At 62.9% G+C, this 23,398-nt stretch carries 24 protein-coding genes; 12 read left to right on the top strand and 12 right to left on the bottom strand.

Annotated features, from left to right (window positions below; genetic code table 11):
- Positions 1 to 129 precede the first annotated feature (129 nt).
- The 7 genes from ABWW33_RS12460 (at position 130) to ABWW33_RS12490 (ending at position 6,416) form a co-directional block, all read left to right on the top strand.
- On the top strand, positions 130 to 705 hold the full coding sequence (locus ABWW33_RS12460) for a sigma-70 family RNA polymerase sigma factor (RefSeq protein ID WP_176653177.1): 576 nt from the start codon (positions 130 to 132) through the stop codon (positions 703 to 705).
- 24 nt (positions 706 to 729) lie between these two features.
- Complete coding sequence (locus ABWW33_RS12465) at positions 730 to 984, top strand: zf-HC2 domain-containing protein (RefSeq protein ID WP_176653176.1); 255 nt, start codon at positions 730 to 732, stop codon at positions 982 to 984.
- A 6-nt stretch (positions 985 to 990) separates the two neighbouring features.
- Complete coding sequence (locus ABWW33_RS12470; protein ID WP_353401871.1) at positions 991 to 1,185, top strand: cysteine-rich CWC family protein; 195 nt, start codon at positions 991 to 993, stop codon at positions 1,183 to 1,185.
- A 16-nt stretch (positions 1,186 to 1,201) separates the two neighbouring features.
- On the top strand, positions 1,202 to 4,267 hold the full coding sequence (locus tag ABWW33_RS12475) for a hybrid sensor histidine kinase/response regulator (protein ID WP_353401873.1): 3,066 nt from the start codon (positions 1,202 to 1,204) through the stop codon (positions 4,265 to 4,267).
- A gap of 13 nt (positions 4,268 to 4,280) precedes the next feature.
- Positions 4,281 to 5,414: a response regulator gene (locus ABWW33_RS12480; protein ID WP_353401875.1), complete on the top strand. Its 1,134-nt coding sequence runs from the start codon at positions 4,281 to 4,283 to the stop codon at positions 5,412 to 5,414.
- A gap of 119 nt (positions 5,415 to 5,533) precedes the next feature.
- Positions 5,534 to 5,716, top strand: a complete 183-nt coding sequence (locus ABWW33_RS12485; RefSeq protein ID WP_176653172.1) for a hypothetical protein — start codon at positions 5,534 to 5,536, stop codon at positions 5,714 to 5,716.
- A gap of 415 nt (positions 5,717 to 6,131) precedes the next feature.
- Positions 6,132 to 6,416, top strand: coding sequence for a hypothetical protein (locus ABWW33_RS12490; protein WP_176653170.1), 285 nt, complete (start codon positions 6,132 to 6,134; stop codon positions 6,414 to 6,416).
- A gap of 79 nt (positions 6,417 to 6,495) precedes the next feature.
- Here ABWW33_RS12490 and ABWW33_RS12495 read toward each other — a convergent pair whose 3' ends face one another.
- Together ABWW33_RS12495 and ABWW33_RS12500 are read right to left on the bottom strand one after the other, a co-directional pair.
- Positions 6,496 to 7,710 (bottom strand): extracellular catalytic domain type 1 short-chain-length polyhydroxyalkanoate depolymerase, encoded by a 1,215-nt coding sequence (locus ABWW33_RS12495; RefSeq protein ID WP_353401878.1) that lies wholly within the window; start codon positions 7,708 to 7,710, stop codon positions 6,496 to 6,498.
- Between the two features lie 11 nt (positions 7,711 to 7,721).
- On the bottom strand, positions 7,722 to 8,135 hold the full coding sequence (locus tag ABWW33_RS12500) for a ribbon-helix-helix domain-containing protein (RefSeq protein WP_176653169.1): 414 nt from the start codon (positions 8,133 to 8,135) through the stop codon (positions 7,722 to 7,724).
- Between the two features lie 85 nt (positions 8,136 to 8,220).
- Between ABWW33_RS12500 and ABWW33_RS12505 the strand changes: the two genes are divergently transcribed.
- The 3 genes from ABWW33_RS12505 to ABWW33_RS12515 all read left to right on the top strand — a co-directional run bounded on the left by ABWW33_RS12505 (position 8,221) and on the right by ABWW33_RS12515 (position 10,421).
- The gene (locus ABWW33_RS12505; protein ID WP_176653168.1) at positions 8,221 to 8,463 is read left to right on the top strand and encodes a DUF1289 domain-containing protein; all 243 of its coding nucleotides are present in this window, start codon (positions 8,221 to 8,223) and stop codon (positions 8,461 to 8,463) included.
- A complete protein-coding gene (locus tag ABWW33_RS12510) occupies positions 8,460 to 9,368 on the top strand; it encodes an MBL fold metallo-hydrolase (protein ID WP_353401881.1) in 909 nt (302 codons plus the stop codon). Before ABWW33_RS12505 ends, ABWW33_RS12510 begins: the two co-directional genes overlap by 4 nt.
- Before the next feature lie 99 nt (positions 9,369 to 9,467).
- Positions 9,468 to 10,421, top strand: a complete 954-nt coding sequence (locus ABWW33_RS12515; RefSeq protein WP_176653166.1) for an NAD(P)H-dependent flavin oxidoreductase — start codon at positions 9,468 to 9,470, stop codon at positions 10,419 to 10,421.
- Here the strand turns inward: ABWW33_RS12515 and ABWW33_RS12520 are convergent, their stop codons facing one another.
- Together ABWW33_RS12520 and ABWW33_RS12525 are read right to left on the bottom strand one after the other, a co-directional pair.
- A complete protein-coding gene (locus ABWW33_RS12520) occupies positions 10,422 to 11,891 on the bottom strand; it encodes an amidohydrolase family protein (protein WP_353401883.1) in 1,470 nt (489 codons plus the stop codon).
- 78 nt (positions 11,892 to 11,969) lie between these two features.
- Positions 11,970 to 13,070 (bottom strand): helix-turn-helix transcriptional regulator, encoded by a 1,101-nt coding sequence (locus tag ABWW33_RS12525; protein WP_353401885.1) that lies wholly within the window; start codon positions 13,068 to 13,070, stop codon positions 11,970 to 11,972.
- Between the two features lie 136 nt (positions 13,071 to 13,206).
- On the opposite strand from ABWW33_RS12525, the gene ABWW33_RS12530 reads away from it, so the two are divergent.
- Positions 13,207 to 14,964: an SAM-dependent methyltransferase gene (locus ABWW33_RS12530; protein WP_353401887.1), complete on the top strand. Its 1,758-nt coding sequence runs from the start codon at positions 13,207 to 13,209 to the stop codon at positions 14,962 to 14,964.
- 25 nt (positions 14,965 to 14,989) lie between these two features.
- The gene (locus ABWW33_RS12535) at positions 14,990 to 16,060 is read left to right on the top strand and encodes a hypothetical protein (protein ID WP_353401889.1); all 1,071 of its coding nucleotides are present in this window, start codon (positions 14,990 to 14,992) and stop codon (positions 16,058 to 16,060) included.
- 17 nt (positions 16,061 to 16,077) lie between these two features.
- On the opposite strand, the gene ABWW33_RS12540 is transcribed toward ABWW33_RS12535, so the two are convergent.
- The 8 genes from ABWW33_RS12540 to ABWW33_RS12575 form a co-directional block, all read right to left on the bottom strand.
- Entirely contained in the window at positions 16,078 to 16,647 is a 570-nt protein-coding gene (locus tag ABWW33_RS12540) for a hypoxanthine-guanine phosphoribosyltransferase (protein ID WP_353401891.1), read from the bottom strand.
- 108 nt (positions 16,648 to 16,755) lie between these two features.
- Positions 16,756 to 18,009, bottom strand: a complete 1,254-nt coding sequence (locus ABWW33_RS12545; RefSeq protein ID WP_353401893.1) for a phenylacetate--CoA ligase family protein — start codon at positions 18,007 to 18,009, stop codon at positions 16,756 to 16,758.
- Between the two features lie 4 nt (positions 18,010 to 18,013).
- A complete protein-coding gene (locus tag ABWW33_RS12550; protein WP_353401894.1) occupies positions 18,014 to 18,361 on the bottom strand; it encodes an MmcQ/YjbR family DNA-binding protein in 348 nt (115 codons plus the stop codon).
- A gap of 19 nt (positions 18,362 to 18,380) precedes the next feature.
- On the bottom strand, positions 18,381 to 19,187 hold the full coding sequence (locus ABWW33_RS12555; RefSeq protein ID WP_176653159.1) for an ABC transporter ATP-binding protein: 807 nt from the start codon (positions 19,185 to 19,187) through the stop codon (positions 18,381 to 18,383).
- Positions 19,184 to 20,485, bottom strand: coding sequence for an ABC transporter substrate-binding protein (locus tag ABWW33_RS12560; RefSeq protein ID WP_353401896.1), 1,302 nt, complete (start codon positions 20,483 to 20,485; stop codon positions 19,184 to 19,186). The genes ABWW33_RS12555 and ABWW33_RS12560 overlap by 4 nt, the downstream gene beginning before the upstream one ends.
- Before the next feature lie 31 nt (positions 20,486 to 20,516).
- The gene (locus ABWW33_RS12565; RefSeq protein WP_176653157.1) at positions 20,517 to 21,575 is read right to left on the bottom strand and encodes a branched-chain amino acid ABC transporter permease; all 1,059 of its coding nucleotides are present in this window, start codon (positions 21,573 to 21,575) and stop codon (positions 20,517 to 20,519) included.
- Between the two features lie 9 nt (positions 21,576 to 21,584).
- On the bottom strand, positions 21,585 to 22,481 hold the full coding sequence (locus ABWW33_RS12570) for a branched-chain amino acid ABC transporter permease (RefSeq protein ID WP_353402019.1): 897 nt from the start codon (positions 22,479 to 22,481) through the stop codon (positions 21,585 to 21,587).
- A gap of 45 nt (positions 22,482 to 22,526) precedes the next feature.
- On the bottom strand, positions 22,527 to 23,396 hold the full coding sequence (locus tag ABWW33_RS12575) for an ABC transporter ATP-binding protein (RefSeq protein ID WP_176653156.1): 870 nt from the start codon (positions 23,394 to 23,396) through the stop codon (positions 22,527 to 22,529).
- Positions 23,397 to 23,398: the final 2 nt, after the last annotated feature.

The raw sequence follows: 23,398 nt of genomic DNA on the forward strand, positions 1-23,398 counted from the left end.
AGCAAGTTGGGTCATGGCGAGTCCGGTTTGGAAAATTGGTGCAATTTTACAGCCTGATGCTGCAATCAACCATGCATTATAGGGCCATCCGGTTGTATTTTCCCGGAACCTCCGATACGCTGCCCGACTATGACCGCCACCGACACTCTCCACCGCCAGCTAGAAGTCATGCGTCCACTGCTTGTCCGTTTTGCACAATTGCAAATTCGGAATCAGGCATTGGCGGAGGACGCCGTGCAGGATGCGCTGATCGCGGTGCTGGAAAAGCCCGAGCGCTTTGCCGGCCAATCGTCGCTGCGCACCTATGTGACGGGCATCCTGAAGTACAAGATCATCGACTGCCTGCGCGCCAGCTCGCGCGAGCGCCAGATCGACACCCACGACGACCAGTCCGAGGACGACGCCATCGACGCCTTGTTCATCGCCGACGGCCACACGCGCGAGCAGCCGATGGCCTGGGGCGACCCCGACGCCACGCTGGAGCAGAAGGATTTCTTCAAGGTGCTGGAGATCTGCCTGGAGAAGCTGCCGGCCAAGACCGCCCGGATTTTCATGATGCGGGAGTGGCTGGAGCTGGAAACCGACGAAATTTGTAAGGAATTGGCGATTACCACGTCTAATGCATGGGTGCTCCTGTACCGGGCGCGCATGCGCTTGCGTGAATGCCTGGACTTGAACTGGTTTGGCAACCGCCAGGCCACGTGACCGCATCATTGATTGTCTGCGACTATGGAATCTCATAAAACCGGCTTGAAGCCGACCTGCCGGGAAGTCCACCGGCTGGTGTCGGAAGGGATGGACCGCGATTTGTCATTCGTCGAGCGCACCCGCATGCGGCTGCACTTGATGGTGTGCGACGCCTGCACCCGGTTCAACGGCCAGATGTCGATGCTGCGTTCGGCCATGCGCCGCTTTCCGCTTGATTTTGAGCCCGACAGCCCGCCGCCGCTGGACGACGACGAAGCGGAACATCGCCACACGTAGCCCGCCATGAGCACCTGCTCGCGCTGCGGCGCCGAATTCAGTTGCGCGATGGCGGACTCCGATCCGTCGGCCCCGCCGCAGCCCTGCTGGTGCACCTATTTGCCGGCCTCGCTGCCGGTACCGTCCACGCCGGGCGCCAGCTGCTGGTGCCCGGACTGTTTGAAGAAACACATCGCCGACCATCCGAAGCCGGCCGGCTAGCCACAAGGAAGCAAGCATGCGTCGTTTTAGCGACATGGGTATCCGCGCGCGTATCAGCAGCGGCTACATCATCCTGATCCTGCTGCTGATCGGCGTGATACTGGTCGGCGTCAGCCGCATCTACGCCATCCGCGCCGAGAGCGACCATATCCTGCACCAGGACTGGGCCGCCAGCGCCGCCATCAACACCATCGACACGCAGTCGCGCGAGGCCGCGACCCGCATCGTCACGCTGATCATCCAGAAGGAAAAGCACCGCCGCATCGACAGCTACAGCCGCATCGACAAGATCAAGATCGACATCGACGCGCAACTGGAGCTGCTGGCCAGGCTGGACGCGGCGCCGGAGGCGCGGGCGCAGATCGAAAAGGTCAAGCAGGCGCGCGCCGCCTACTACGACAGCTTCATCGCCGTGGCCGACATGGTCGAAGGCGAGGACCGCGAGGCCGCCGAGGAGAAGATGAACTCGATGGCCTTGCCGGCGCTGGAGCGCCTGCAGGAAGAGATCAAGAAACTGGGCCAGCTGCAGCAGGCGCAGGTGATGACCAGCGCCGAACAGGCGCGCGCCGACATCAATATGTCGCTGATGGAGATTTCCGCAATGGGCGCGCTGGCGGTGATCGTCGGCATAGGCTTCGGCTTCTCGGCGCGCTCGATCACGCGTCCGCTGGAGGAAGCGATCGCGATCGCCAAGCGGGTCGGGCAGGGCGACCTGAGCTCCGTCATCGAGGTGACGTCGCAGGACGAGACGGGCGAGCTGCTGCATGCGCTGAAGCTGATGACGGCCAGCCTGGCCGCCGAGCAGGAGTTGCGCAAGGCGGTGACGGTGGCCGAGGATGCGACCAAGATGAAGTCCGACTTCCTGGCCAATATGTCGCACGAAATCCGCACGCCGATGAACGGCATCATCGGCATGACGCACCTGGCGCTGCAAACAGACCTGACGCCTAAGCAGCGCAACTACCTGGAGAAGGTCGAAGGCGCGGCCAAGAACCTGCTGGGAATCATCAACGACATCCTGGACTTCTCGAAGATCGAGGCCGGCAAGCTGGCCTTCGAGCAGGTTGATTTTTATGTGGAAGACGTGATGGCGAATATCGCCGACCTCTCCATCATGCGCGCGCAGGACAAGGGGCTGGAGCTGCTGTTCGATATCGCGCCGGAGGTGCCGCAGGCGCTGGTCGGCGATCCGCTGCGCTTCGGCCAGGTGATGATCAACCTGACCAACAACGCCATCAAGTTCACCCAGCACGGCGAGATCGTCGTGACGATACGCGTGGCCGAGCGCCTGGCGGACCAGCGCGTGCGCCTGCGCGTCGATGTGCGCGATACCGGTCCGGGCATGACGCCGGAGCAGCAATCGCGCCTGTTCCAGGCCTTCTCGCAGGCGGACACCTCGACCACGCGCCATCACGGCGGCACCGGCCTGGGCCTGACCATCAGCAAACGCCTGGTCGAATTGATGAACGGCGAGATCGGCCTGGAAAGCCAGCCCGGCGTCGGCAGCACCTTCCACTTCACCGCCGAATTCGGCGTGGCCGCCATCGAGGCGCCGCAGCCTATGCCCGACATCTCCGGCCTGCGCGTGCTGGTGGTGGACGACAACGCCAGCGCCCGCGAAATCTTCATGGGCATGCTGTCGGCCATGCAGTTTGCCGCGGCCTCGGCCGACAGCGGCCGGCGCGCCGTCGACATGGTGGCACAGGCGCGCGGCGAAGGCCGTCCGTTCAACATCGTGCTGCTGGACTGGCAGATGCCCGGAATGAACGGCGTCGAAACGCTGCAGGCGATGCGCGAGCAGGCCGCCGCAGCCGGCGCCGAGGCGCCCGCCGTCATCATGGTCACCGCCTACAACCGCGACGTACTGCTCGACGAAACGCGCGGCATCGCCATCGACGCCATGCTGAACAAGCCGGTCAGCTCGTCGACGTTGCTCGATTCGATTTCCACGGTCTTCGGCAAGGACTTGAGCAGCTGCCGCCGCACGCGCCGGCGCGCCGACTACATGGCGGCCGAGGAATCGGTGCGCGGCGCGTATCTGCTGCTGGTGGAGGACAATGAAGTCAACCAGGAAGTGGCGCAGCAGATCCTCAGCGACGCCGGCATCCGCGTCGACATCGCCAGCAACGGCGCCATGGCGCTGGCCAAGATCGCCGTGGCCGATTACGACGGCGTGCTGATGGACTGCCAGATGCCGGTGATGGATGGCTACGACGCCACCCGCAAGCTGCGGGAGGATCCGCGCCACGCGAGCCTGCCGGTGATCGCCATGACCGCCAACGCCATGGTCGGTGACAAGGAAAAATGCCTCGCCGCCGGTATGAACGATTTCATTGCCAAGCCGATCGACGTGGCGCAGCTGTTCACGACGCTGTCGCGCTGGGTCAAGGTGAAGAACCCTGTGGCGCTCGACGCGGCAGAAGCCCATCCGGCCGGCGACAGCCGCGACGAAGCGCTGCCCATCATCGCCGGCCTGCGCATGGAGGCGGCGCTGCAGCGTGTCGGCGGCAACGTCAAGTTGATGCGCAAGCTGTTGTCGCGCTTTGTGGAAACCCAGATCGACGCCATGACGCGCATCGCCAACGCCATCGAAAACAACGACCTGGCCGGCGCCACGCGCGAGGCGCATACTGTGAAAGGCCTGGCCGGAAATATCGGCGCAACCGGCATGGCCGATGCCGCCGGCAAGGTCGAACAGATGCTGGCCATGGGCGCCACCAAAGGCCGCGACGAAGCCATCGCCGCCATGGCGCAGGAGCTGGGCGACCTGGTGGCCCGCATCGCCATGGCGATGAACGACAAGCCGGGCGCGGTTGCGGTCGCGGTGGCTGGCGCGCCGCAGCAGGTCGACATGGGCGAACTGGCGGCGATGGCGAAGGAACTCGCGTTGTTGCTGGCGCAGGACGACAGCGCCGCCGTCAAGCTGCTGGACCGTATCTGTCCGCTGTTGACCGCGGCAGGGCAGGCCGAGCATGGCCGCCAGCTGCGTCGCCTGCTGGGGCAGTATGATTTCGAAGGCGCGCTGGATGAATTGAAGTCCGCCGCCGCAGCATTGAATATCTCGCTGAATACCGATTTATAAGAAGGAAAAGCCGATGAACGCCAAGCCAACCATCCTCGTCGTCGACGACACGCCCGATAACATCGACCTGCTGTGCGCGGTGCTGGAAGAGGAGTACCGCACCAAGATCGCCGTCAACGGCGAGCGCGCGCTGAAAATCGCCAACGGCGACGCCAAGCCGGACCTGATCCTGCTGGACGTGATGATGCCGGGCATGAGCGGCTACGACGTCTGCAAGGCGCTCAAGGCCAATCCCGATACGCGCGACATTCCGGTCATCTTTGTCACCGCGATGAGCGAGACGGTGGACGAGCAGCTGGGCCTGGGCCTCGGCGCGGCGGACTACATCACCAAGCCGATCTCCGCGCCCATCGTCCTGGCACGCATCAAGACCCAGCTGTCGATGAAGCGCGTGCACGACTTCCTGCGCGACCAGAACAACTTCCTCGAAACGGAAATCGAGAAGCGCACGCGCGAGATCGTCGCGCTGCAGGACGTCACCATCCACACCATGGCCTCGCTGGCCGAAACGCGCGACAGCGAAACCGGCAACCATATCCGCCGCACCGCGCACTACGTCAAGACGCTGGCCGAAAAGCTGCGCGCCAATCCGCGCTTCAGCGAATTTTTGACCGACAAGACGATTGAACTGCTGTTCAAGTCCGCGCCGTTGCACGACATCGGCAAGGTCGGCATCCCCGACCGCATCCTGCTCAAGCCTGGCCGCTTCGAGGGCAACGAATTCGAGATCATGAAGACCCACACCACGCTGGGCCGCGACGCGATCCGCCAGGCCGAGCGCGAGCTGGGCCTGGAAGTGGAGTTCCTCAAGTACGCCAAGGAGATCGCCTACGGCCACCAGGAGAAGTGGGATGGCAGCGGCTATCCCGAGGGACTGGCCGGCGACGATATTCCGATCTCGGCACGGCTGATGGCGGTGGCCGACGTGTACGACGCACTGATCAGCCGCCGCGTCTACAAGGACGGCATGTTGCACGAGGCGGCGGTGGCGATCATGGTCGAGGGCCGCGGCTCGCATTTCGATCCCGACATGCTGGACGCCTTCCTCGAACTGCAGCCGGAGTTCATCGAGATCGCCAAACGCTACGCGGACTCCGATCACGACATGGAGCACACACGCGCGAAGATCGAGCGCTTTACCAGCTGATGCTTTGCCAGTGGATCCTTGAACTGACGTGAGTCGTCAGATGGATTAGAGTTCTCATGCGTCTGTTACCGACCAGTAGCAGATGGACACCGTACTTTCTATACACTATAGGAAATCAAATGGAAAACTTTCGAGGACTAGTCCCCATAATCTCCTGCGCTATCGTCCTCGGCATCCACTGGTACCGCGCTATTGATGTTGATACTAAGATTTATCAGGTTAAAAAGAAACATTGGTACGCAGGCTTCGAATCCATCATGCTGATGGCTGGCATAGCGGTGATACTCAAAGGAATTCAATGATTCCGAAAGTGGTGGCGAATTGCTCCATTTGAAGAATTCAGGTTAATTTCGGCTTACGGCCAGGAACGGACTGCTAAAGATAGTCGGAAAACATGAGTAAACGTTCATAATCGAAGCCTGGAGAGAGATATGGGACTAGCCTTCTTGCCATGGGAGCGGCTGCCAGCGTGGTTACTTGGGGCCACTATTGGTCGCCGCTGGCGTGTTTCTTCTGTTTAATGCCGAACAGTTTTCTTGGAGACAGTTCGAAGCCGGTGGCTTTATTGTCATTGGCATTGTTGTATTCGTTGCCGGAGTGATGAAATTGCGCGCAAAGTCTATGGCCAACCTTAGCATAGACGAAAAATAGAACACTGCCGCAGCTAGCAGCAGCCCGTCGGCATCGGTGTTTTTATATGAATTTGTTGGGAAAAAGATGAAGCAAGTTTTGCCCCATATTCAAATCGGACTCTACAATGAGGAGCATGTCATCGTCGTTGTGGGTGATTATGAGTTAGCTGACTTCATCGATGACTATCTTTGCGAGGACTGCGACTTGCCTTCCGATTACCGGACTATCGCCGAACGCCCAGGCGGTGAAATTATCACTTTACATTTCCCTGCATGTGCGCGATTACAGGAAGTAGACAGTTGCCTTACCAGATTGTCCTCGGATGAAATTGAGCGCATTTATCGCCTTAATAACGAGCTATCAACATGACTCCTACCGGTTGAATCCGCAGGCGGAAGCCGGCAGTCATCGGGCACTCTGAGTCAGCTCAAGTCCGAGCTAGTACACCTTAGCTGACCGTACGGAAGAAGCGCAGCATCTCGCGGCTGGCGTCCGGACCTTTGGCGTCGGTGTAGGTGCCGTTGGAGCTGCCGCCGAACCATGCGTGGCCGGCGCCGTGCACCACCCAGTGTTCGCCCACCGGCGTGCCGTCCGCCTTGGTGTGCGTGGTCTGCGTGTAGCGGTGGCCGTTCGGCACCGATCCCGATTGCGTCAGCGACGCACCCTTGTGGCTGTGCAGCCGCTGTTCGATCACCTGCTCGCCGTTGCGCGGATTGACTGTGGTGTCGCTGTCGCCATGGAAGACGATGATGGGCTGCGAACCGTCGCTGGTCTTGAGCGTGGCGGCGCCGCGCTTCATGGCCGTCAGCGCCGACGGCAGGTCCTGCGCCGAGGCGAACGGCAAGCCTGAATGCACGCCCACGGCGGCAAACATTTCCGGATACAGCGTGGCGACGATCGCCGCCATCGCACCGCCGGCCGACAGGCCCGCCACGAACACCTGGCGCTCGTTGACCGGATACTCGTCGATGATCTGTTGCGTGATGCCGGCGATGATCGACGGCTCGCCCTGGCCGCGCGTCTGGTCGACAGCGTTGAACCAGTTCCAGCACTTGGAGTGGTTGGCGCCGGCGTTCTGCTCCGGATAGGCGACCAGGCATTCCATCTCTTCGGCCACCTGGTTCATCTGCGTGCCGGCGGCGAAATCGTCGGGATCCTGCGTGCAGCCGTGCAGCATCACCAGCAGCGGCATCGCCTGGCCACGGTAGGTGGACGGGATGTACAGCTTGTAGTTGCGGGTGCCGGCGTGATTCGTATAGCTGCCCTTGATGAACTGCGCGCCTTCCGGCAGCGGGGCCGGCGGCGATGGATGCGTGAAGCTGCCGGCGTCGATGGCGCGGTCGATATTCGCCTGCAGGTCGATCTGGATGCCCATGCGGTTCAGCATGTCCTGCGCATACTCGGTCGGGTTGGTGGCCGGATTCGGCGTTGCGGCTGGCGCGGTCTCCGGCGCCGTGCCGGATGGCGCGGATTTTGGCTGTGCGTGGCCAGGCGGCGGATTCAGGTCGCGCATCGCCGGTTGTGCGGAAGCCGGCTGCGCCGGCTGGTGCGCGCGCATGGCTTCCTGAACGGTCGCCATCGCCTGTTGCATGGCGGCGGTGGAATTTCGGTTCAATAGTCTTTGCGCGGCTTCGCGCATCTGGGATAGCAGGGGTAGTTTCATGTTGGTGTCCTTTAGTGGATCCGTTTGGCCAGCGCGGTTTTCAGCACGGCGCTGGCGTGCAGGGAGCCTAATACGAAGATTGATTCGATTGTTGCCAGTGCCAGTTCGACCGACACGTCGCTGGCGATGCTGGCCAAGCCCAGTACCTGTATCTGCAGCCGCTGTCCCGCCGCCTGGATGGCTTCCAGGTCGGCGCGCGAGTAATGCTGCATACCGAGCACGAGGCTTTTGCGCGCCACCGTCTGCTTGACGACGTCGGCGTGCTGGTTCAACTGATTGCGGATCGCTGTGCGGATCAAGTCGGTACGGTTCGAGTAGAACCCTTCCTGTACCAGCAAGTCTATCTGTCCTAGGTCTATGGGACCGAGGTTGATGGTGATTTTTTCCGATTCAGCGGTCTTCAGTTTTAATTCTTGCTTTGCCATAGTCTCCATCCGGTTACCATCTACATGGATGGTATTATGGAGATGAAACTCCCTAAGTCAAGGGTGTTCGAGGCATAATGGGCATATGAGTGAGCCAACTAACTTAATTCCCGCCGAGGGATCTGAAAATTCGCCCGAATTGGCAACACCGGTGCCGTCGCCTTGCGTCAGCCTGTGCAAAATGGATGAGGATCGCATGTATTGTATGGGCTGCATGCGCACCATTCCGGAGATCATCGCGTGGTCGAAGGCGGATGACGATTACAAGCGCGGCGTGTGGGCGGAGATCCGCCGCCGTGAACAATTAATCAACTTTGACGATCAATGAACGGGTTGCCCGATTCGATCCAGGTATTTGAACGGGGCTGGCTGTCGTCCAACAACGTGATGCTGCTGGGCCGCCATGACACGGCGATCATCGATACCGGCTACGTGACGCACGCGCCGCAAACGCTGGCGCTGGTGCGTCATGCGCTGCACGGGCGCCATCTCGACCAGATCGTCAACACCCATCTGCATTCCGATCATTGCGGCGGCAACGCCACGCTGCAGGCGCACTACGGCGCGCGCACGTCTATCCCGGCGGCCGAGGCGGACAAGGTGCGGCATTGGGACGTGGAGGCGCTCAGCTTCAAGGCCACCGGCCAGCGCTGCGAGCGTTTCACCTTCGACGCCACCATCGCCCCCGGCGACGTGCTGCGGCTGGCCGATATGGAATGGCAGGCGCTCGGCGCGCCCGGCCACGATCCGCATTCGCTGATCTTTTACTGTCCGCAGGAGCGGGTGCTGATCTCGGCGGACGCGCTGTGGGAGAACGGCTTCGGCGTCATCTTCCCGGAGCTGGACGGCTTGTCCGGCTTTGCCGAGGAACGCGCTACGCTGGACGTGATCGAGGGGCTGGACGTGCGGCTGGTGATCCCCGGCCACGGCAAGCCGTTCGAGGACGTGGCCGGCGCGCTGGCGCGGGCCCGCTCGCGGCTCGATTACCTGCAAGCCGATCCGGTGCGCAATGCGCAGAACGCGCTGAAGGTGCTGCTGAAGTTCCTGCTGCTGGAGCGCCAGCGCATCCTGCTGGCCGAGGTGCCGCAGCTTTTGCTGGCGATGCCGGTGTTCGCGTCCGCCAATGCCAACTTCCTGAAGCAGACGCCGGAGCAGCTAGGTTCCTGGGCTACCAGCCAGCTGGTGCGCGCAGCTGCGGCACGTATTGAGGGTGAGTACTTACTTAATGAGTAAGGGCAGGGCGAATATAGAGGGACTTGCCTAGTTTCTGCACGATCGTACTTTTTTGGATCTATAATCGGTTTTCCGATAACTTCCGTCAGTGAGTTCGCCATGGCCCTGCCTGCAGCGTTGCAAAACCTCTCCCTTCCCGTCATCGCCTCCCCGATGTTCATCGCCAGCGGCCCGGCCCTGGTGGCGGCGCAGTGCAAGGCCGGCATCGTCGGCTCGTTCCCGGCTCTGAACGCGCGCCCGGCGGAAACGCTGGATGTGTGGCTGACCGACCTGCAAAAGGAACTGGCCGACTTCCAGATGGCCAATCCGGACAAGCGCGTCGGCCCGATCGCCGTCAACCAGATCGTGCACCAGTCGAACGACCGCCTGGCGCACGACGTCGAAGTCTGCGTCAAGCACCAGATCCCCATCATCATCTCGTCGCTGCGCGCGCCGCCGAAAGAGATGCTGGACGCGATCCACAGCTACGGCGGCATCGTCATGCACGACGTGATCTCGATCCGCCACGCCGAGAAGGCGCTGGAAGCCGGCGTCGATGGCCTGATCCTGGTGGCCAGCGGCGCCGGCGGCCATGCCGGCACCCTGTCGCCGTTCGCGCTGGTGGGCGAGATACGTAAGTTCTTCAAGGGCCCGATCGCGCTGTCCGGTTCCATCGCGACCGGCGATGCGATCCTGGCGGCGCAGGCGATGGGCGCGGACTTCGCGTACATCGGCTCGCGCTGGCTGGCGACGCAGGAGTCGAACGTCAGCGACGATTATCGCAATGCGATCGTGGAATCGACGGCGGCGGACATCGTGTATTCGAACCTGTTCACCGGCGTTCACGGCAACTACCTGAAGAAGTCCATCATGGCCGCCGGCCTGGATCCGGACGCGCTGCCGCAGGCCGACAAGAGCTCGATGAACTTCGGTTCCAGCAGCGCCAAGGCCTGGCGCGACATCTGGGGCGCCGGCCAGGGCGTGGGCCTGATGGACGACGTGCCGACCACCGCCGAGATGGTGGCACGCCTGAAGCGCGAGTACGACGCCGCCCGCGCGCGCCTGGCGCTGTAATTACTGCTTGACCGCCAGGCTGTCGCGCGCAGCCTGCTTGCCGCGCACCCAGACCGTGTCCACGCTGTCGTAGGCGCGGATGTCGGCCAGCGGCGACATCTTCATCAGCACCAGGTTCGCCACCTTGCCCGCCTCGATGGTGCCGACCTGCGCATCGATCTTGAAGGTACGGGCGTTGTTGATGGTGGCCGACTTGAACACCTGCGCCAGCGACATGCCGGCCTTGTGCATGTCCTGCATTTCCAGATAGCCGTTCAGGCCGGGGATGTTGCCGTAGGTCGGCGACGACGGCGTATCCGTGCCGAACACGAAGTTGGCGTCCTTGCTGGCCAGGTAGGCCACCACCTGCGCCTGGCGGCGCAGCGGCGCTTCCATTCCCCTCAGGATCACGGCGTCGGTTTCATCCTCGGCGATCTCCTGCTTGAACCATGCGCCCTCCGGCGTCTTCAGCCACGCCAGCATCGCAGGCGGCAGCAGCTTGGCCAGCGCCGGGTTGTTCAGGTAGGCCGGGTCGAAGTAGGCGCCCAGGCCGTACAGCACCTGCATCGTCGGCTGGAAGCCGATCTTGCGTTCGACGATCTTGTCGAGCAGCTGCTTGATCTCGGCCGGCAGTTCCTTTTCCTTGTCCAGCGCCCCCCAGTGCCACATGCCGTGCGCTAGCACGTCGACGCCGCCGTTGACGGCGAAGGTCTGCGCCTCGAACGAATTGCCGTGGGTGACCAGCACCACGCCTTCTTTGGTCGCGGCCGAGCGCACTTCGGCGTACACGGCGGGGCTCATCACCGGCAGGTTGTGCATGGCGCCGAAGCCGTGTTCGAAGTGGGTTTTGACGCAGATGGCATTGTCGGCCTTGACCCGCGCCACGCCCTTGGCCGGCGTGTAGTCCTCCGGCTTGAACCGGGCCGGGATCTTGTCGGCCTGCGCCGGATCGTAGATGAAGTTGGAGAAGGTATCGAAGCGCGTCTCAGGCGAGGCATACGCCGACGGGTAGCCGTTGGCGAACACCAGCGGCGCGCCGCAGTCGTAGATGTCCGGGTGCAGCGGCGAGGCCTTGACCCGGTCGATGAAGGTGCGGCTGCCGGCGGCCAGGTCGATCACCGTGGTGTAGCCATAGTAGAGGAAGGAGCGCGGCATCTGCGCGAAATAGTCGGCGGCCATGGTCTTCATTTTGTCGGCCTGCTCGAAGCTCATGCCGGGCACCGCATACAGGTGCACGTGCGAGTCGATCAGGCCGGGCGTCAGGTAGCCGCCTTTGCCGTCGATGGTACGGGCGCCTTTCGGGGCCTTGTGGCCGGCGCCACGTTCGACGCGCACGATGCGGTCGTCTTCAATCAGCACGCTGCCGGTGACGATGCTGTCCAGTTTTTCCGGCGACACCAGCTTGACGTTGGTGATCCAGGTCTGCGGCGCGGCGCAGGCCTGGGCGCAGATCAGGAGGGACAGGCTGGCGATCAGTTTGGTGGTTTTCATACTAGGCTCCGTGTTGTGACGAGCCCAGTTTGCAGCCCGGGACGGGGTTTTGCGTCCCAAATGATGATTTGGCACTCGCTACGCGGGCGTTTCGGCCTGGCTGCGGAACTCGCCGGGTGTCATGCCGGTGGACTTTTTAAATACGCGGTTCATCGCGCTTTTGCTATTAAATCCGGCCAACATCGCCAGGTCCAGGATGCTGGCACTGCTCTGTTGCGGGTCGAGCAGGGCGAATTTGAGCGCCTCGACGCGGTATCGGTTCAGGTAATCGGCGAAATTGGTGCCGCAGCTTTCGTTGATCAGCTGGGATAGTTCGTGCGGCGTCATCGCGAGCTGTCCGGCCAGTTCTTCCAGCTTCAATTCGCCGTTGCGGTAGGGTTGGTCCTGTTCCATGCAGGCGGTCAGCCGGGCCAGGAAGGCGCCGCTGTCGGCTGTGGATAACTTGTTGCTGGCGTAGCGAGGTTTCGGTGGCGGCAGCGTTTGAGGGCGATAGCCCAGCGGCAGCCGCATCGCCGTGAAGGCGGTGGCGAACACGAACAGCATCAGCGCGATGCCGTCCACGGCATCGGCGGACACCGGCAGCTCGACGTCCAGCAGCGCCATCGCCAGCGCGGCGATGCTCAGCGCGGCGCTGGCCAGCCAGACGCGCATCAGCCGCCGCAGGCCATGCACCAGGCCGGAAGCGGCCGGCACCCGCTGCACCAGCCGGTAGCTGGCGTAGATATAAGACAGCAGGATCGCCAGCTTGACCACTCCGCCCAGCGCCAGATACCACGGCAGGCCGTCCCAGTGCCGCATCCACGCCAGTTTTTCAGCGGCCGGGCGCAGGTAGAACGGCATCATCGCCAGCGTGGCGGCGGCGAACGGCACAAAATGCAGCAGCGCGCGGCGGCCCAGCGGCTGGTCGGACAGCATCGCATGCAGGTAGAGATACAACAGCGGCCCGACGGCCAATCCCAGAGTGACGATGGACAGCGCGCTGTGCGGATACTGCTGGTAGAGATGATTGATCCCCAGCCAGCCGTGGCCCATGATGGCCGCGAACATCAGCAGCAGCGCGGACAGCAGCCGGTTGGCGGTGCGCATTTCCGGCTGGCGGGTGCTCAGCAGCGTGGCGCTGAGGAAGAAGGCCTGGCCGATGGCCAGCAGGTATAAGCCTGAGAGTATCTGTATCAACATGATACAAATCCTGACAGTATTGCTGGATGAAAGCAATTGTAATAAACACACCACTATGTGCGGCGACAAAATTTCTGGTGCGAGGGATGTAAAAAACGTACTATGGGATAATTAACAAGAGTTGCCAGGTGAGCTTATGAATTTATTCATGCGTAGTGACCAGCGGTCCGGCGCGGATTCCTCGCGTTTTTTTACAGACGAACCGCCGCGACCACCTCTCGCTTGTCTCGCCGAAATCGCGCCCGACTATGCTCTGGTGCAGGAGTTTCGTCCGTTGTCGCTCAGTCTCGCTGCGCAGGTCGCCAGTGCGCACTGGTCGCGCCGCGGCACCGCCGCCTTTGCCGAGGAGCAGGTGCCGTATGCTGTCACGAGCGATGGCCACCTGTCCTCGTGCGCCGCCGGTGTGATGTTTGTCCACTGCGAGGAAATGCCGCCGGCCGCAGACATCACGGTACTTGAACTGGGCGCCGGCAGCGGCCTCTTCGCGCGCTTCTTCCTCGATGTGTTCCGCGACCTGTGCCGGCGCGAAGGGCGCGATTATTACGAGCGCCTCACCTATTTCGTCACGGATGGCTCGGAGGCCACCGTCCGCCAGTGGCATGCGCAAGCCGTCTTTTCTGATCACGCGGAGCATGTGCGGGCCGGCGTGTGCAACGCGGCAGGGGGAGCCATTGAAATCGACGGCGTGTGCGTCGAGCCGCTGCAGCTCAGGGCTGTATTTGCGAACTATGTGCTGGATATTTTACCGACCGCCATACTGCGCCGCAGCCCGTCAGGCGTGGTCGAGGAATTGTGCAGCCGCGTCTGGGTCAACCGCAAGTCGGCGGCGCTGCAGCGGCACGGGCTGGATGAGCAAGGGGTTTGCGCGCTCTTCTCGGATGCGTCGGAGGCAGCGCAGGAGCGTCTGGAGCGCCTGCTGCCGGAACTGACGGTCGAGACGGCATTTCTCGAATGCCTGCACCCGCCGGGGTACGCCGACCAGGCGCTCGCGCTCGTGCCGCCCCAAGCGCCTGGCTATTCGAGCCATGGCGCCCTTGACGCCCTCGCGTTTTGGCAAGGCCGGCTGCTGCCTGGTGGCTTCATTCTTCTTGCCGACTACGGCCCGTTGACGCCCGACGAGATCGAACCGACCGGACTGGACCGGTTTGGCCCGACGGTTGCCGCCGGGTTGAACTTCGCCCTGCTCGATAGCGTCACCCGGACCGCCGGCTGGCATCCGCACGCGCCTCCGGGCGATGCCGAGCTTCCGATTCACCCGCGTTTGATCGTCGACCGGGAGCTGCCGCAGACTGTGGCGTGCTTCAAAGAACTCTACGATGGACAGCGTTTTCGCGAGGTCGAGATGCTGCTGGCACAGGCGCGGTCGGCGGCACACAGCGGACGGTTGGATGAGGCTAGCCAATATTACAGACTGGTCGTCGAATCGCGTCAAACTGACTGGCGCCTGCTGGGGGAGGTGGCCGACTTCGCGCACTTTCAGCTGCGTAAGCCGCACATCGCGCTCGAACTGATCCGTTCGGCGCTTGCGCTGAACCCTTGCTACAGTGCGGCGCTCTGGAATACCTATGGCGACTCGCTGTTCGATTGCGGACGCCCGCAAGATGCCCACGAAGCCTTCCTCGTCGCGCAGCGCATTCATCCGTCCGACGTGCGCGCCAAGTACGGCCTGGTCTTCACCTACGCGCATCAGTGCCGCCACGCCGACGCCCTGGCGGCAGTGGCCGCAGCGCTCGCGATCGATAGGGATGGCGCGTATCGGGAGCGGCTGCTCGGGAAGCAACGCGAGATCCTCGACGCCGCCGCCGCTGATTGGGAGCGCACGGCGCGCACCGCGCCGCATAACCTTCCGTCGGCCGCCATGGCCGGCGCTGCCACGGATCGTCAAGCCGCCTAGCCCACCCGCCGAGGAGAATGCCATTATGCCGTTTGCAAAATATTATCAAGTCCGCACCAAGACCAGAGGGGTGACCGGCGCCGATGCGGTCGACCTGTTCAGCAGTTCCACGGTGACAGTCGGACCGTTTCCGCCGCACCCGCACGTTCACGTCCACAAGGAGGGTTTCATTCACGCTCCCCTGACCGCCAAGCAACTGGCGGACAAGCGATCGCTGGCCGGCGACAGGCGGCTGGGGCCGAAGGGCGTGGCGCGTCTGCAAACCTATAAACAGCGGGCGTACCTGAATAACGAAGGGCTGCATATCGACCCGGCCAAGCGTGCGATGATGGACGTCAACCGCCAGATTCATGATCCGGTAGGAAAAGCGCGCTACATCGACCGCAAAAAGCATTCACAGTTCGAGGATGCCGAGGTCGCGATCATGGCGCTGGTTCACAGCCTGAATACCGTGGCCGGCGAAAAGGCGATGGCCTGGCTCACGGCGGACGGCAAGCGCGTGACGATAGTGTCCAAGAGCGCGGCGGCCGGGCTGAATGCCGGCCCGCTGCCTTACAAGAATCCGCCCAAGGCGCCTTCGGCCCATCCCTTGACCGGCAAGACCCCCATGATCATCGAGCGCGGCGTCGGCGCCTCCGGAGCGGCGGTGCTGATACCGGCGAAGATCGGATCGGTCGTCAGTACCTTCCAGTGCGGGCCGAATGACGAGATCACGCTGGTGACGCACTACCCCCAGCAACTGGCCCCCTTGATCGACGACCTACAATTCAAGGATTACAAGAATATGGGGAAGAAGTACCCCAACGTCCCGTGCCCGCCGACCGCCCCTACAGCCCCGGTCAACATCACCTGGTCCCACCCCCAGCCAACCATCGGCACCAGTGGCTTGGCCGGCATACCTTGCGTGGTATGCGCCACCAAGCATGGACGCTGGACGAGTTCGCGCTTCAATCCGTGGTACCGGTGTAACCGGTGCGGCGACGTGTATTGTCCTGTGCATGGGCAGGCACTGGCCGCCGGACCAACGCCTGCGGACCCGCACGCCAGGAACTGCCGCCGCGCCGGATGCGGCGGCAAAACGTATTACGACTATTAGAACCGCCCCGGAAGCCGTCAGGTTTCCGTCTGGATGGCCCACAGGCCCGGCAGGTTGCGCCAGTAGCCATAGGCATCCATGCCGAAGCCGACGACGAAGCGGTTCGGAATGGTGATGCCGACGATGTCCGCCTTGACCGGCTTGGCCTTGCCGATCGCTTTGTCGGCGAAGACGGCCAGCACCACCTCGGCGGCGCCCATGTCCAGCAGGCGCTGTTTGACGTGGGCCAGCGTTTCGCCTTCGTCCAGGATATCGTCCAGCACGATGACCACGCGGCCGGCCACGTTCGAACGCGGCACCACTTTCCACACGACCTGGCCACCCTGGTCTTCGTCGCCGTAGCGGCTGACGTGGATGTAGTCGAATTCGAGCGGGAAGGTCAGCTGCGGCAGCAGGTTGCCGGTGAAGACCACCGCGCCGCCCATCACGCCCAGCACCAGCGGGAATTCCTCGCTGTCGGGCCGGTCGAAGCGGGCGTTAAGGGTATCGGCCATCGCGGTGACTGCGTTGTCGACGGTCTCTTTGCTGAACAGCTCTTCCGCGTTCTCCAGCAGGGCGCGGGCGCGGTTGTGGTGGAAGTCTTGCATGATCTTCTTCGGCTTCTAAAAACAGGTGGGAAGTTCGCTATTATCCGCCATATCCCGGCCCTACGCTTGGCGTTGGATTTATGCCACAACCGTTGTTTTACTCGCTGTTTACTTGTAGTCGCGCACGTCGTCGATCACCTTGCCGTCGTTGGGGAGGCTGCCGATGCCGGCAAATTGCACCTCGCCCCGCAGCTTGGTCAGGTCTCGTATCGATTCGACAATGGCGCCGGCGCTTGCGGAACCGGGATCGGCCACCTCGCAGTGCAGCGTCATCACATCCTGCGCCATCTGGCCGGAGACCACCAGCCGCGCCTTGACGATTTCCGGATGCCGCTGCGTGACGGCATGCACTTGCGACGGGTGGACGAACATCGCGCGCACCTTGGTGGTCTGGTCGGCGCGGCCCATCCAGCCTTTGATGCGGGTGTTGGTGCGGCCGCAAGGCGAGTCCGGCACGCCGGTCAGCACCGCCGACAGGTCGCCGGTGGCAAAGCGTATCAGCGGATAGTCGGGGTTGAAAACGGTGAGCACCACTTCGCCGATCTCGCCCGGCGGCACGGGATCGCCGCTGCCGGGGCGGACGATTTCCAGTATCACGTCCTCGTCGAGCACCATGCCGGGATGGCGCACGTCGCCGCTGCGGGTTTCGTAGGCGATGCTGCCGATATCGGCCGACGCGTACGCCTGCAGCACGTGCGGCACGCCGTTCTCGGCGAACCAGATGCGCAGCGATTCGGGCAGCGCCTCGGCGCTCATCAGCGCCTGCCTGATGCTGCTGACGTCCGCGCCCAACTCCCGCGCCTTCTCGATGATGATCTTCAGGAAGGATGGCGTGCCGATGTAGGTATCGGGCCGCAGCGCGCTGATGGCCTGCACCTGCATTTCGGTCTGGCCGGCGCCGGCCGGTATCACGGCGCAGCCGATGCGGGCGGCGCCGCCTTCCACCATGAAGGCGGCCGGCGTGAAGTGATAGGAGAAGCAGTTCTGCAGCAGGCCGCCGGGACGCACGCCGGCCGCATACATCGGCCGCGCGAAACGCCACCAGTCCTGGCTGCGGCCTTCGGGATCGAAGATCGGGCCGGGCGACATGTACACCCGCGCCAGCTGACCGGCCGGGGTTGTATTCAGGCCGCCGAACGGCGCCTGTTTTTTTTGCAGCGCGTGCAGGTCCGATTTGCGCGTGACCGGCAGCGTGGCCAGCGCGGCGCGGCTGTTGATGCCGGCGGCATCCACGTTTTCGAGTATGCGCGACCAGCCGGCGGCGGCCTTCGCGCGCGCCACCAACTGCGGCAGGCGCGCCATCAGTTCGCGCTCGCGTTGTTCCGGCGGGCGCACTTCCAGGCTATCGAGGGTATCGGCCATGTGCTTATCCTTGTATTTCGCGTTGCAGCTTCTTGGTCAGTTTGGCGAACACCAGCTCGTAGGAACGCTTCAGCAGTTCGGCGGCTTCGGCGTCGCTGACGGACTTCAGGTCCTCGATATAAACCCATTTGGCGCGCGCCAGGTACGGCGCCGGAATGATGCCGGGGCGGTCGGTCAGTTCGAGAAAGCGATCGTCGTCCACCTTGAAGCTGATGCCCTTGGCGTCGTCGTCAAGCGAGGTGACGGCGAACATTTTTTCGCCGACCGAGAAGACGAGGTCGGCGCCCCACTTGGTGTCTTCGGTGGCGCCGGCAAAGCTGCGGCACAAGGCTTTGGCCTTCTTGATATTCATGCGTTGTTGTCCTTGGTCCTTAAGCCAGCCAGCGTTTGCGGCGGCGGTAAAATTTCATGTCGCGGAAGCTCTTGCGGCCGGCGCCTGAAACGCCGAGGTAGAACTCCTTGACGTCTTCGTTGCTGGCCAGTTCGGAGGCCGCGCCTTCCATCACCACGCGGCCGTTTTCCAGGATGTAGCCGAAATCGGCGTAGCGCAGCGCGATGCTGGTGTTCTGCTCGGCCAGCAGGAAGGAGACGTTCTCCTTGCTGTTCAAGTCCTTCACGATGCCGAAGATTTCATCGACGATCTGCGGCGCGATGCCCATCGAGGGTTCGTCCAGCAGGATCATCGACGGCTTGGCCATCAGTGCGCGGCCGATGGCGCACATCTGCTGCTCGCCGCCCGAGGTGTAGCCGGCCTGGCTGCCGCGACGCTCCCGCAGGCGCGGGAAGTAGTGGTAGACCTTTTCCAGCGATTCCTTCAGCTCCGCGCGCGATGCGCTGCGCGTGTAGGCGCCGGTGAGCAGGTTCTCTTCTATGGTCAGGTGGCCGAAGCAATGGCGCCCTTCCATCACCTGCGACAGGCCGCGCTTGACCAGTTCATTCGGCGTCAGCTGGTCGATGCGCTCGCCCTTGAACTGGACTTCGCCCTTGGTGACGTCGCCCCGTTCGCCGCGCAGCAGCGTGGAGATGGTCTTCAGCGTGGTGGACTTGCCGGCGCCGTTGGCGCCCAGCAGGGCCACGATCTTCCCTTGCGGGACCTGCAGCGACACGCCTTTGAGCACCAGGATAACGTGGTCGTAGATGACCTCCACGTTATTCACCGAGAGATAAGGTGTCGTCATTTTGCGCAGGCCGGCGTGATTTTCTTCTCGGCGGCATAGGCTGCGGAGCTTTCCTCCAGCAGCTTGCGCGTCAAGGCCTTGTCGCCGACGATCCAGTTCGGCGTGATGGCGTTCCACTTCTTGCCGTCCCATTGCTGGACCTTGACCGCGCCTGAGCCTTCATGATCGTCGCAGCTGGTTTTAACCACCGGCAGCATGCCGAACGCGCCGATGGCTTTCTGGCGCGCCTCGTCGACGTTCAGGTGCTCCAGGCCCCAACGCATTTGCTCGCCGGTGACCGGTTTGCCCTTGCCGAATTTTTCCTGCGCGGTGCGCATCGCCTCGACCCACAGGATCGCCGCGCTGACGCCGCGCATGTGGTACACGGAGCCGATGCGGCTGCGGTCGGCCAGGTTGCCCTTGCCGGCGTCGTAGATTTTCTTGTGGATCTCATCCATCACGGGGTAGTTGCCCGGCGTGTTGAAGGTCATCGCGCTGTAGCCCTTGGCCGCATCGCCCGTAGGTACGGTATCTTCCTCCGAGCCGGCCCACCATACGCCGAGCATTTTCTCGCGAGGGAAGCCGTTGCGCTGAGCGGTCTTGATCGCGACCGCGTTCATCGAACCCCATCCCCACAGGATCACGTAGTCCGGATTGGCCTGGCGGATCTGCAGCCACTGCGACTGCTGTTCGCTGCCCGGCGGCGTGACGGGGATCTTGATCAGGTCGAAGCCGTACTGCTTGGACAAGGCCTCCAGCACCGGCAGGGGTTCCTTGCCGAACGCCGAGTCGTGGTACAGGTGGACGATCTTCTTGCCCTTCAGCTTGTCCATGCCGCCGCTTTTATCGCCAAGGTATTTGATCATCGCTGCCGCCTGGTTCCAGTAGCTGGTGATCAGCGGGAAGACGTAGGGGAAGACCTTGCCGTTGGCGGCGTCCGAGCGGCCGTAGCCGATCATCGTCATGGGAATCTTGTCGGTGGCCAGGCGATCGAGCACGCCGTAGGCGACGCCGGTCGACAGCGGCTCGACCAGCGTGGCGCCGCCGTTCTTGGTCTTCAGCCGTTCGTAGCATTCGACGCCGCGCGACGGGTTGTATTCGGTCTCGCATTCTTCCCACGAGATCTTCACGCCGTTGACGCCGCCCGACAGGTTGACCAGGTTGAAGTAGTCGATGATGCCGCCGTAGAAACCGGAACCACCGGCCGCGTAAGGACCGACGCGATAGGAGGGCAGGGCGACGTACTGGTCTTGCGCCCATGCGGTACCGGCGGATGCCAGTGTGAGTCCGAGTGCGATGATGGATGCGATGCGCTTCATAATCTTCTCCTCAAGTTATAGTTTTATGCGTTCAGTGCGGGAACGGCCACAGACGCAACTTCTCTTTACCGATTTGCCACAAACGCGCCAGGCCGTGAGGCTCGACTATCAGGAAAAATATGATCAGCGCGCCAAACACCATCAACTCCAGGTTCGACGCCACGCTGGTCGGCAGCGCCAGACTGTGCGCGAAAATATTCAGGAACACCGGCAGCAGCACGATGAACGCCGCGCCGAGGAAGGACCCCAGCACCGAACCGACGCCGCCGATGATGACCATGAACAGGATGCGGAACGACAGGTCGAGGTTGTAGGCTTCCGGCTCCACGGTGCCGAGGTAGGCGTACGCGTACAGCGCGCCGGCCACGCCGCAGTAGAACGAGCTGACGGCGAAGGCCAGCAGCTTGGTGCGCATCAGGCGGAAGCCGATCACCTCGGCCGCCACGTCCATGTCGCGCACCGCCATCCACGAGCGGCCGACGTTGGAGCGGATCATGTTCTTGGCCAGCAGCGCCATCACGGCCACCACGCCCAGCACCAGCAGGTATTTGCGGTCCGGCGTGTCGAACTGGTAACCGAGGATGACGATCTTCTGCGCGGTGATGACGCCGGAGCTGCTGTAGTTGGTCAGGTAGGGGATCTTGGTCAGGCACCAGACCACGAAGAACTGCGTGGCCAGCGTCGATGCGGCCAGGTAGAAGCCGCGTATCCGCAGCGACGGCAGGCCGAAGGCGATGCCGACCAGCGCTGCGCTCAAGCCACCCAGCACGAACGCCAGCAGCACCGGCAGGCCGGGCAGCCGGGCCAGGAAGTTGTACGAGGCGAAGGCGCCGACCGCCATGAAGGCGGCCGTGCCCAGCGACAGCTGGCCGGCGTAGCCGGTCAGGATGTTCAGGCCCAGCGCTGCCAGCGAGAAGATCAGGAAGGGGATCAGGATCGCCGACAGCGTGTACGGCGATGCGAACAGCGGCACGACCACAATCGCCACAGCCAGCAGCGCGAACAGCGCGATGCGATCCTGCAGGATGGGGAAGATCTGGCTGTCGGCCTGATAGCTGGTTTTAAATTGTCCTGCTTCGCGGTAGAGCATTCTGGCCTCTCAGATTCTGCGGATGATTTTTTCGCCGAACAGGCCTTCCGGCCGCACCAGCAGGAACAACAGGGCCAGCACATACGGGAACCAGCCCTCGATGCCGCCGCCGACCAGCGGGCCGATATACACCTCGGCCAGCTTTTCGGAGGCGCCGATAATCAGGCCGCCCACGATGGCACCGGGCATCGACGTAAAGCCGCCCAGTATCAGCACCGGCAGCGCCTTCAGCGCCACGAAGGTCAGCGCGAACTGCACGCCGTTGCGGGCGCCCCACAGCAGGCCGGCGACCAGCGCGACCAGCCCGGCCACCGCCCACAGCACCGCCCAGATGCGCTGCAGCGGAATGCCCACCGCCAGCGCCGCCTGATGGTCGTCCGCCACGGCGCGCAGCGCGCGGCCCACCTTGGTCTTGGAGAACAGCAGGGCCAGCATGGTCACCAGCAGGCCGCACACCGCCGCCGCCATGATGTCGAACTGCGAGACCAGGATGTTAAATTTGTTCATCAGGTATTCGGACGGCACGTCCTCGATCGGCAGTTCCAGCTTGTGCACCTGCGCGCCCCACATCAGCTGCGCCAGGCCTTCGATGAAGAAAGCCAGGCCGATGGTGGCCATGAACAGCGTGATCTCCGGCTGGTTGACCAACGGCCGCAGCACCACCCGCTCGATCGCGATGCCGAGCAGGATCATGACGACGATGGTCAGCGGTATCGCCACCCACAGCGATACGCCGAAGTTGTCGACGATGCCGACGCAGGTCAGCGCGGCGAAGAACACCATCGCGCCCTGGGCGAAGTTGAACACGCCGGAAGCCTTGTAGATCAGCACAAAGCCGATCGCCACCAGCGCATACATCACGCCCGACAGTAGGCCGCCGATCAGCACCTCAAAGAAGAAATTGATGTTCATTTTAAGACCCTGTCAGATTGCAGGCGGGAGACTGCCCATTCATGGGCAGTCCGTTCCGTAGGCAGGCAGCATGCTGCCTGAATTCCCTACTCCACCTCCAAGGTAAGCGTTGATCACGTCCTGGTTGCAGCGGACCTCGTCCGGCGTGCCGTCGCCGATTTTCTTGCCGTAGTCGAGCACCACCACGCGGTCCGAGATATCCATCACCACGCCCATGTCGTGCTCGATCAGCACGATGGTGGTGCCGAATTGGTCGTTGACGTCGAGGATGAAGCGGCACATGTCCTGTTTCTCTTCGACGTTCATGCCGGCCATCGGTTCGTCCAGCAGCAGGATCTCCGGCTCGGCGGCCAGCGCGCGGCCCAGCTCCACGCGCTTCTGCAGGCCATACGGCAGGCGGCCCACCGGCGTCTTGCGGATCGCCTGGATCTCCAGGAAGTCGATGATTTCTTCCGCCTTGACGCGGTGGGCGATTTCCTCGCGTCGGGCCGGGCCCCAGTACAGGGCCTGCATCAGGAAGTTCGATTTCATCTTCAGGTTACGGCCGGTCATGATGTTGTCGAGGACCGTCATGCCCTTGAACAGCGCGATGTTCTGGAAGGTGCGGGCGATGCCGGACTTGGCCGCCGCATGCACATCCATATTCTTGCGATGTTCGCCGCGATAGATGATCTCCCCCTGCTGCGGGCGGTACACGCCGTTGATCACGTTCAGCATCGAGCTTTTGCCGGCGCCGTTCGGGCCGATGATGGCGCGGATTTCATGCTGCTTCACGTCGAAGGAAATATCGGTCAGCGCTTTCACGCCGCCGAAAGACAGCGAGATATTTTTCAGGTCGAGAATCACCGGCCCGATCTTGCGGCGCGTTGGATCGGTGCCGAAATGGGCGTCTGGTTCGTTCATTTGCATGG

It is taken from the genome of Duganella hordei, from assembly GCF_040369125.1.
Classification (GTDB): domain Bacteria; phylum Pseudomonadota; class Gammaproteobacteria; order Burkholderiales; family Burkholderiaceae_D; genus Rugamonas; species Rugamonas hordei.

Coding starts and splice junctions, on each gene's coding strand:
- ABWW33_RS12460 (WP_176653177.1), top strand. CDS start 130: ATGACCGCCACCGACACTCTCCACCGCCAGCTAGAAGTCATGCGTCCA.
- ABWW33_RS12465 (WP_176653176.1), top strand. CDS start 730: ATGGAATCTCATAAAACCGGCTTGAAGCCGACCTGCCGGGAAGTCCAC.
- ABWW33_RS12470 (WP_353401871.1), top strand. CDS start 991: ATGAGCACCTGCTCGCGCTGCGGCGCCGAATTCAGTTGCGCGATGGCG.
- ABWW33_RS12475 (WP_353401873.1), top strand. CDS start 1,202: ATGCGTCGTTTTAGCGACATGGGTATCCGCGCGCGTATCAGCAGCGGC.
- ABWW33_RS12480 (WP_353401875.1), top strand. CDS start 4,281: ATGAACGCCAAGCCAACCATCCTCGTCGTCGACGACACGCCCGATAAC.
- ABWW33_RS12485 (WP_176653172.1), top strand. CDS start 5,534: ATGGAAAACTTTCGAGGACTAGTCCCCATAATCTCCTGCGCTATCGTC.
- ABWW33_RS12490 (WP_176653170.1), top strand. CDS start 6,132: ATGAAGCAAGTTTTGCCCCATATTCAAATCGGACTCTACAATGAGGAG.
- ABWW33_RS12495 (WP_353401878.1), bottom strand. CDS start 7,710: ATGAAACTACCCCTGCTATCCCAGATGCGCGAAGCCGCGCAAAGACTA.
- ABWW33_RS12500 (WP_176653169.1), bottom strand. CDS start 8,135: ATGGCAAAGCAAGAATTAAAACTGAAGACCGCTGAATCGGAAAAAATC.
- ABWW33_RS12505 (WP_176653168.1), top strand. CDS start 8,221: ATGAGTGAGCCAACTAACTTAATTCCCGCCGAGGGATCTGAAAATTCG.
- ABWW33_RS12510 (WP_353401881.1), top strand. CDS start 8,460: ATGAACGGGTTGCCCGATTCGATCCAGGTATTTGAACGGGGCTGGCTG.
- ABWW33_RS12515 (WP_176653166.1), top strand. CDS start 9,468: ATGGCCCTGCCTGCAGCGTTGCAAAACCTCTCCCTTCCCGTCATCGCC.
- ABWW33_RS12520 (WP_353401883.1), bottom strand. CDS start 11,891: ATGAAAACCACCAAACTGATCGCCAGCCTGTCCCTCCTGATCTGCGCC.
- ABWW33_RS12525 (WP_353401885.1), bottom strand. CDS start 13,070: ATGTTGATACAGATACTCTCAGGCTTATACCTGCTGGCCATCGGCCAG.
- ABWW33_RS12530 (WP_353401887.1), top strand. CDS start 13,207: ATGAATTTATTCATGCGTAGTGACCAGCGGTCCGGCGCGGATTCCTCG.
- ABWW33_RS12535 (WP_353401889.1), top strand. CDS start 14,990: ATGCCGTTTGCAAAATATTATCAAGTCCGCACCAAGACCAGAGGGGTG.
- ABWW33_RS12540 (WP_353401891.1), bottom strand. CDS start 16,647: ATGCAAGACTTCCACCACAACCGCGCCCGCGCCCTGCTGGAGAACGCG.
- ABWW33_RS12545 (WP_353401893.1), bottom strand. CDS start 18,009: ATGGCCGATACCCTCGATAGCCTGGAAGTGCGCCCGCCGGAACAACGC.
- ABWW33_RS12550 (WP_353401894.1), bottom strand. CDS start 18,361: ATGAATATCAAGAAGGCCAAAGCCTTGTGCCGCAGCTTTGCCGGCGCC.
- ABWW33_RS12555 (WP_176653159.1), bottom strand. CDS start 19,187: ATGACGACACCTTATCTCTCGGTGAATAACGTGGAGGTCATCTACGAC.
- ABWW33_RS12560 (WP_353401896.1), bottom strand. CDS start 20,485: ATGAAGCGCATCGCATCCATCATCGCACTCGGACTCACACTGGCATCC.
- ABWW33_RS12565 (WP_176653157.1), bottom strand. CDS start 21,575: ATGCTCTACCGCGAAGCAGGACAATTTAAAACCAGCTATCAGGCCGAC.
- ABWW33_RS12575 (WP_176653156.1), bottom strand. CDS start 23,396: ATGCAAATGAACGAACCAGACGCCCATTTCGGCACCGATCCAACGCGC.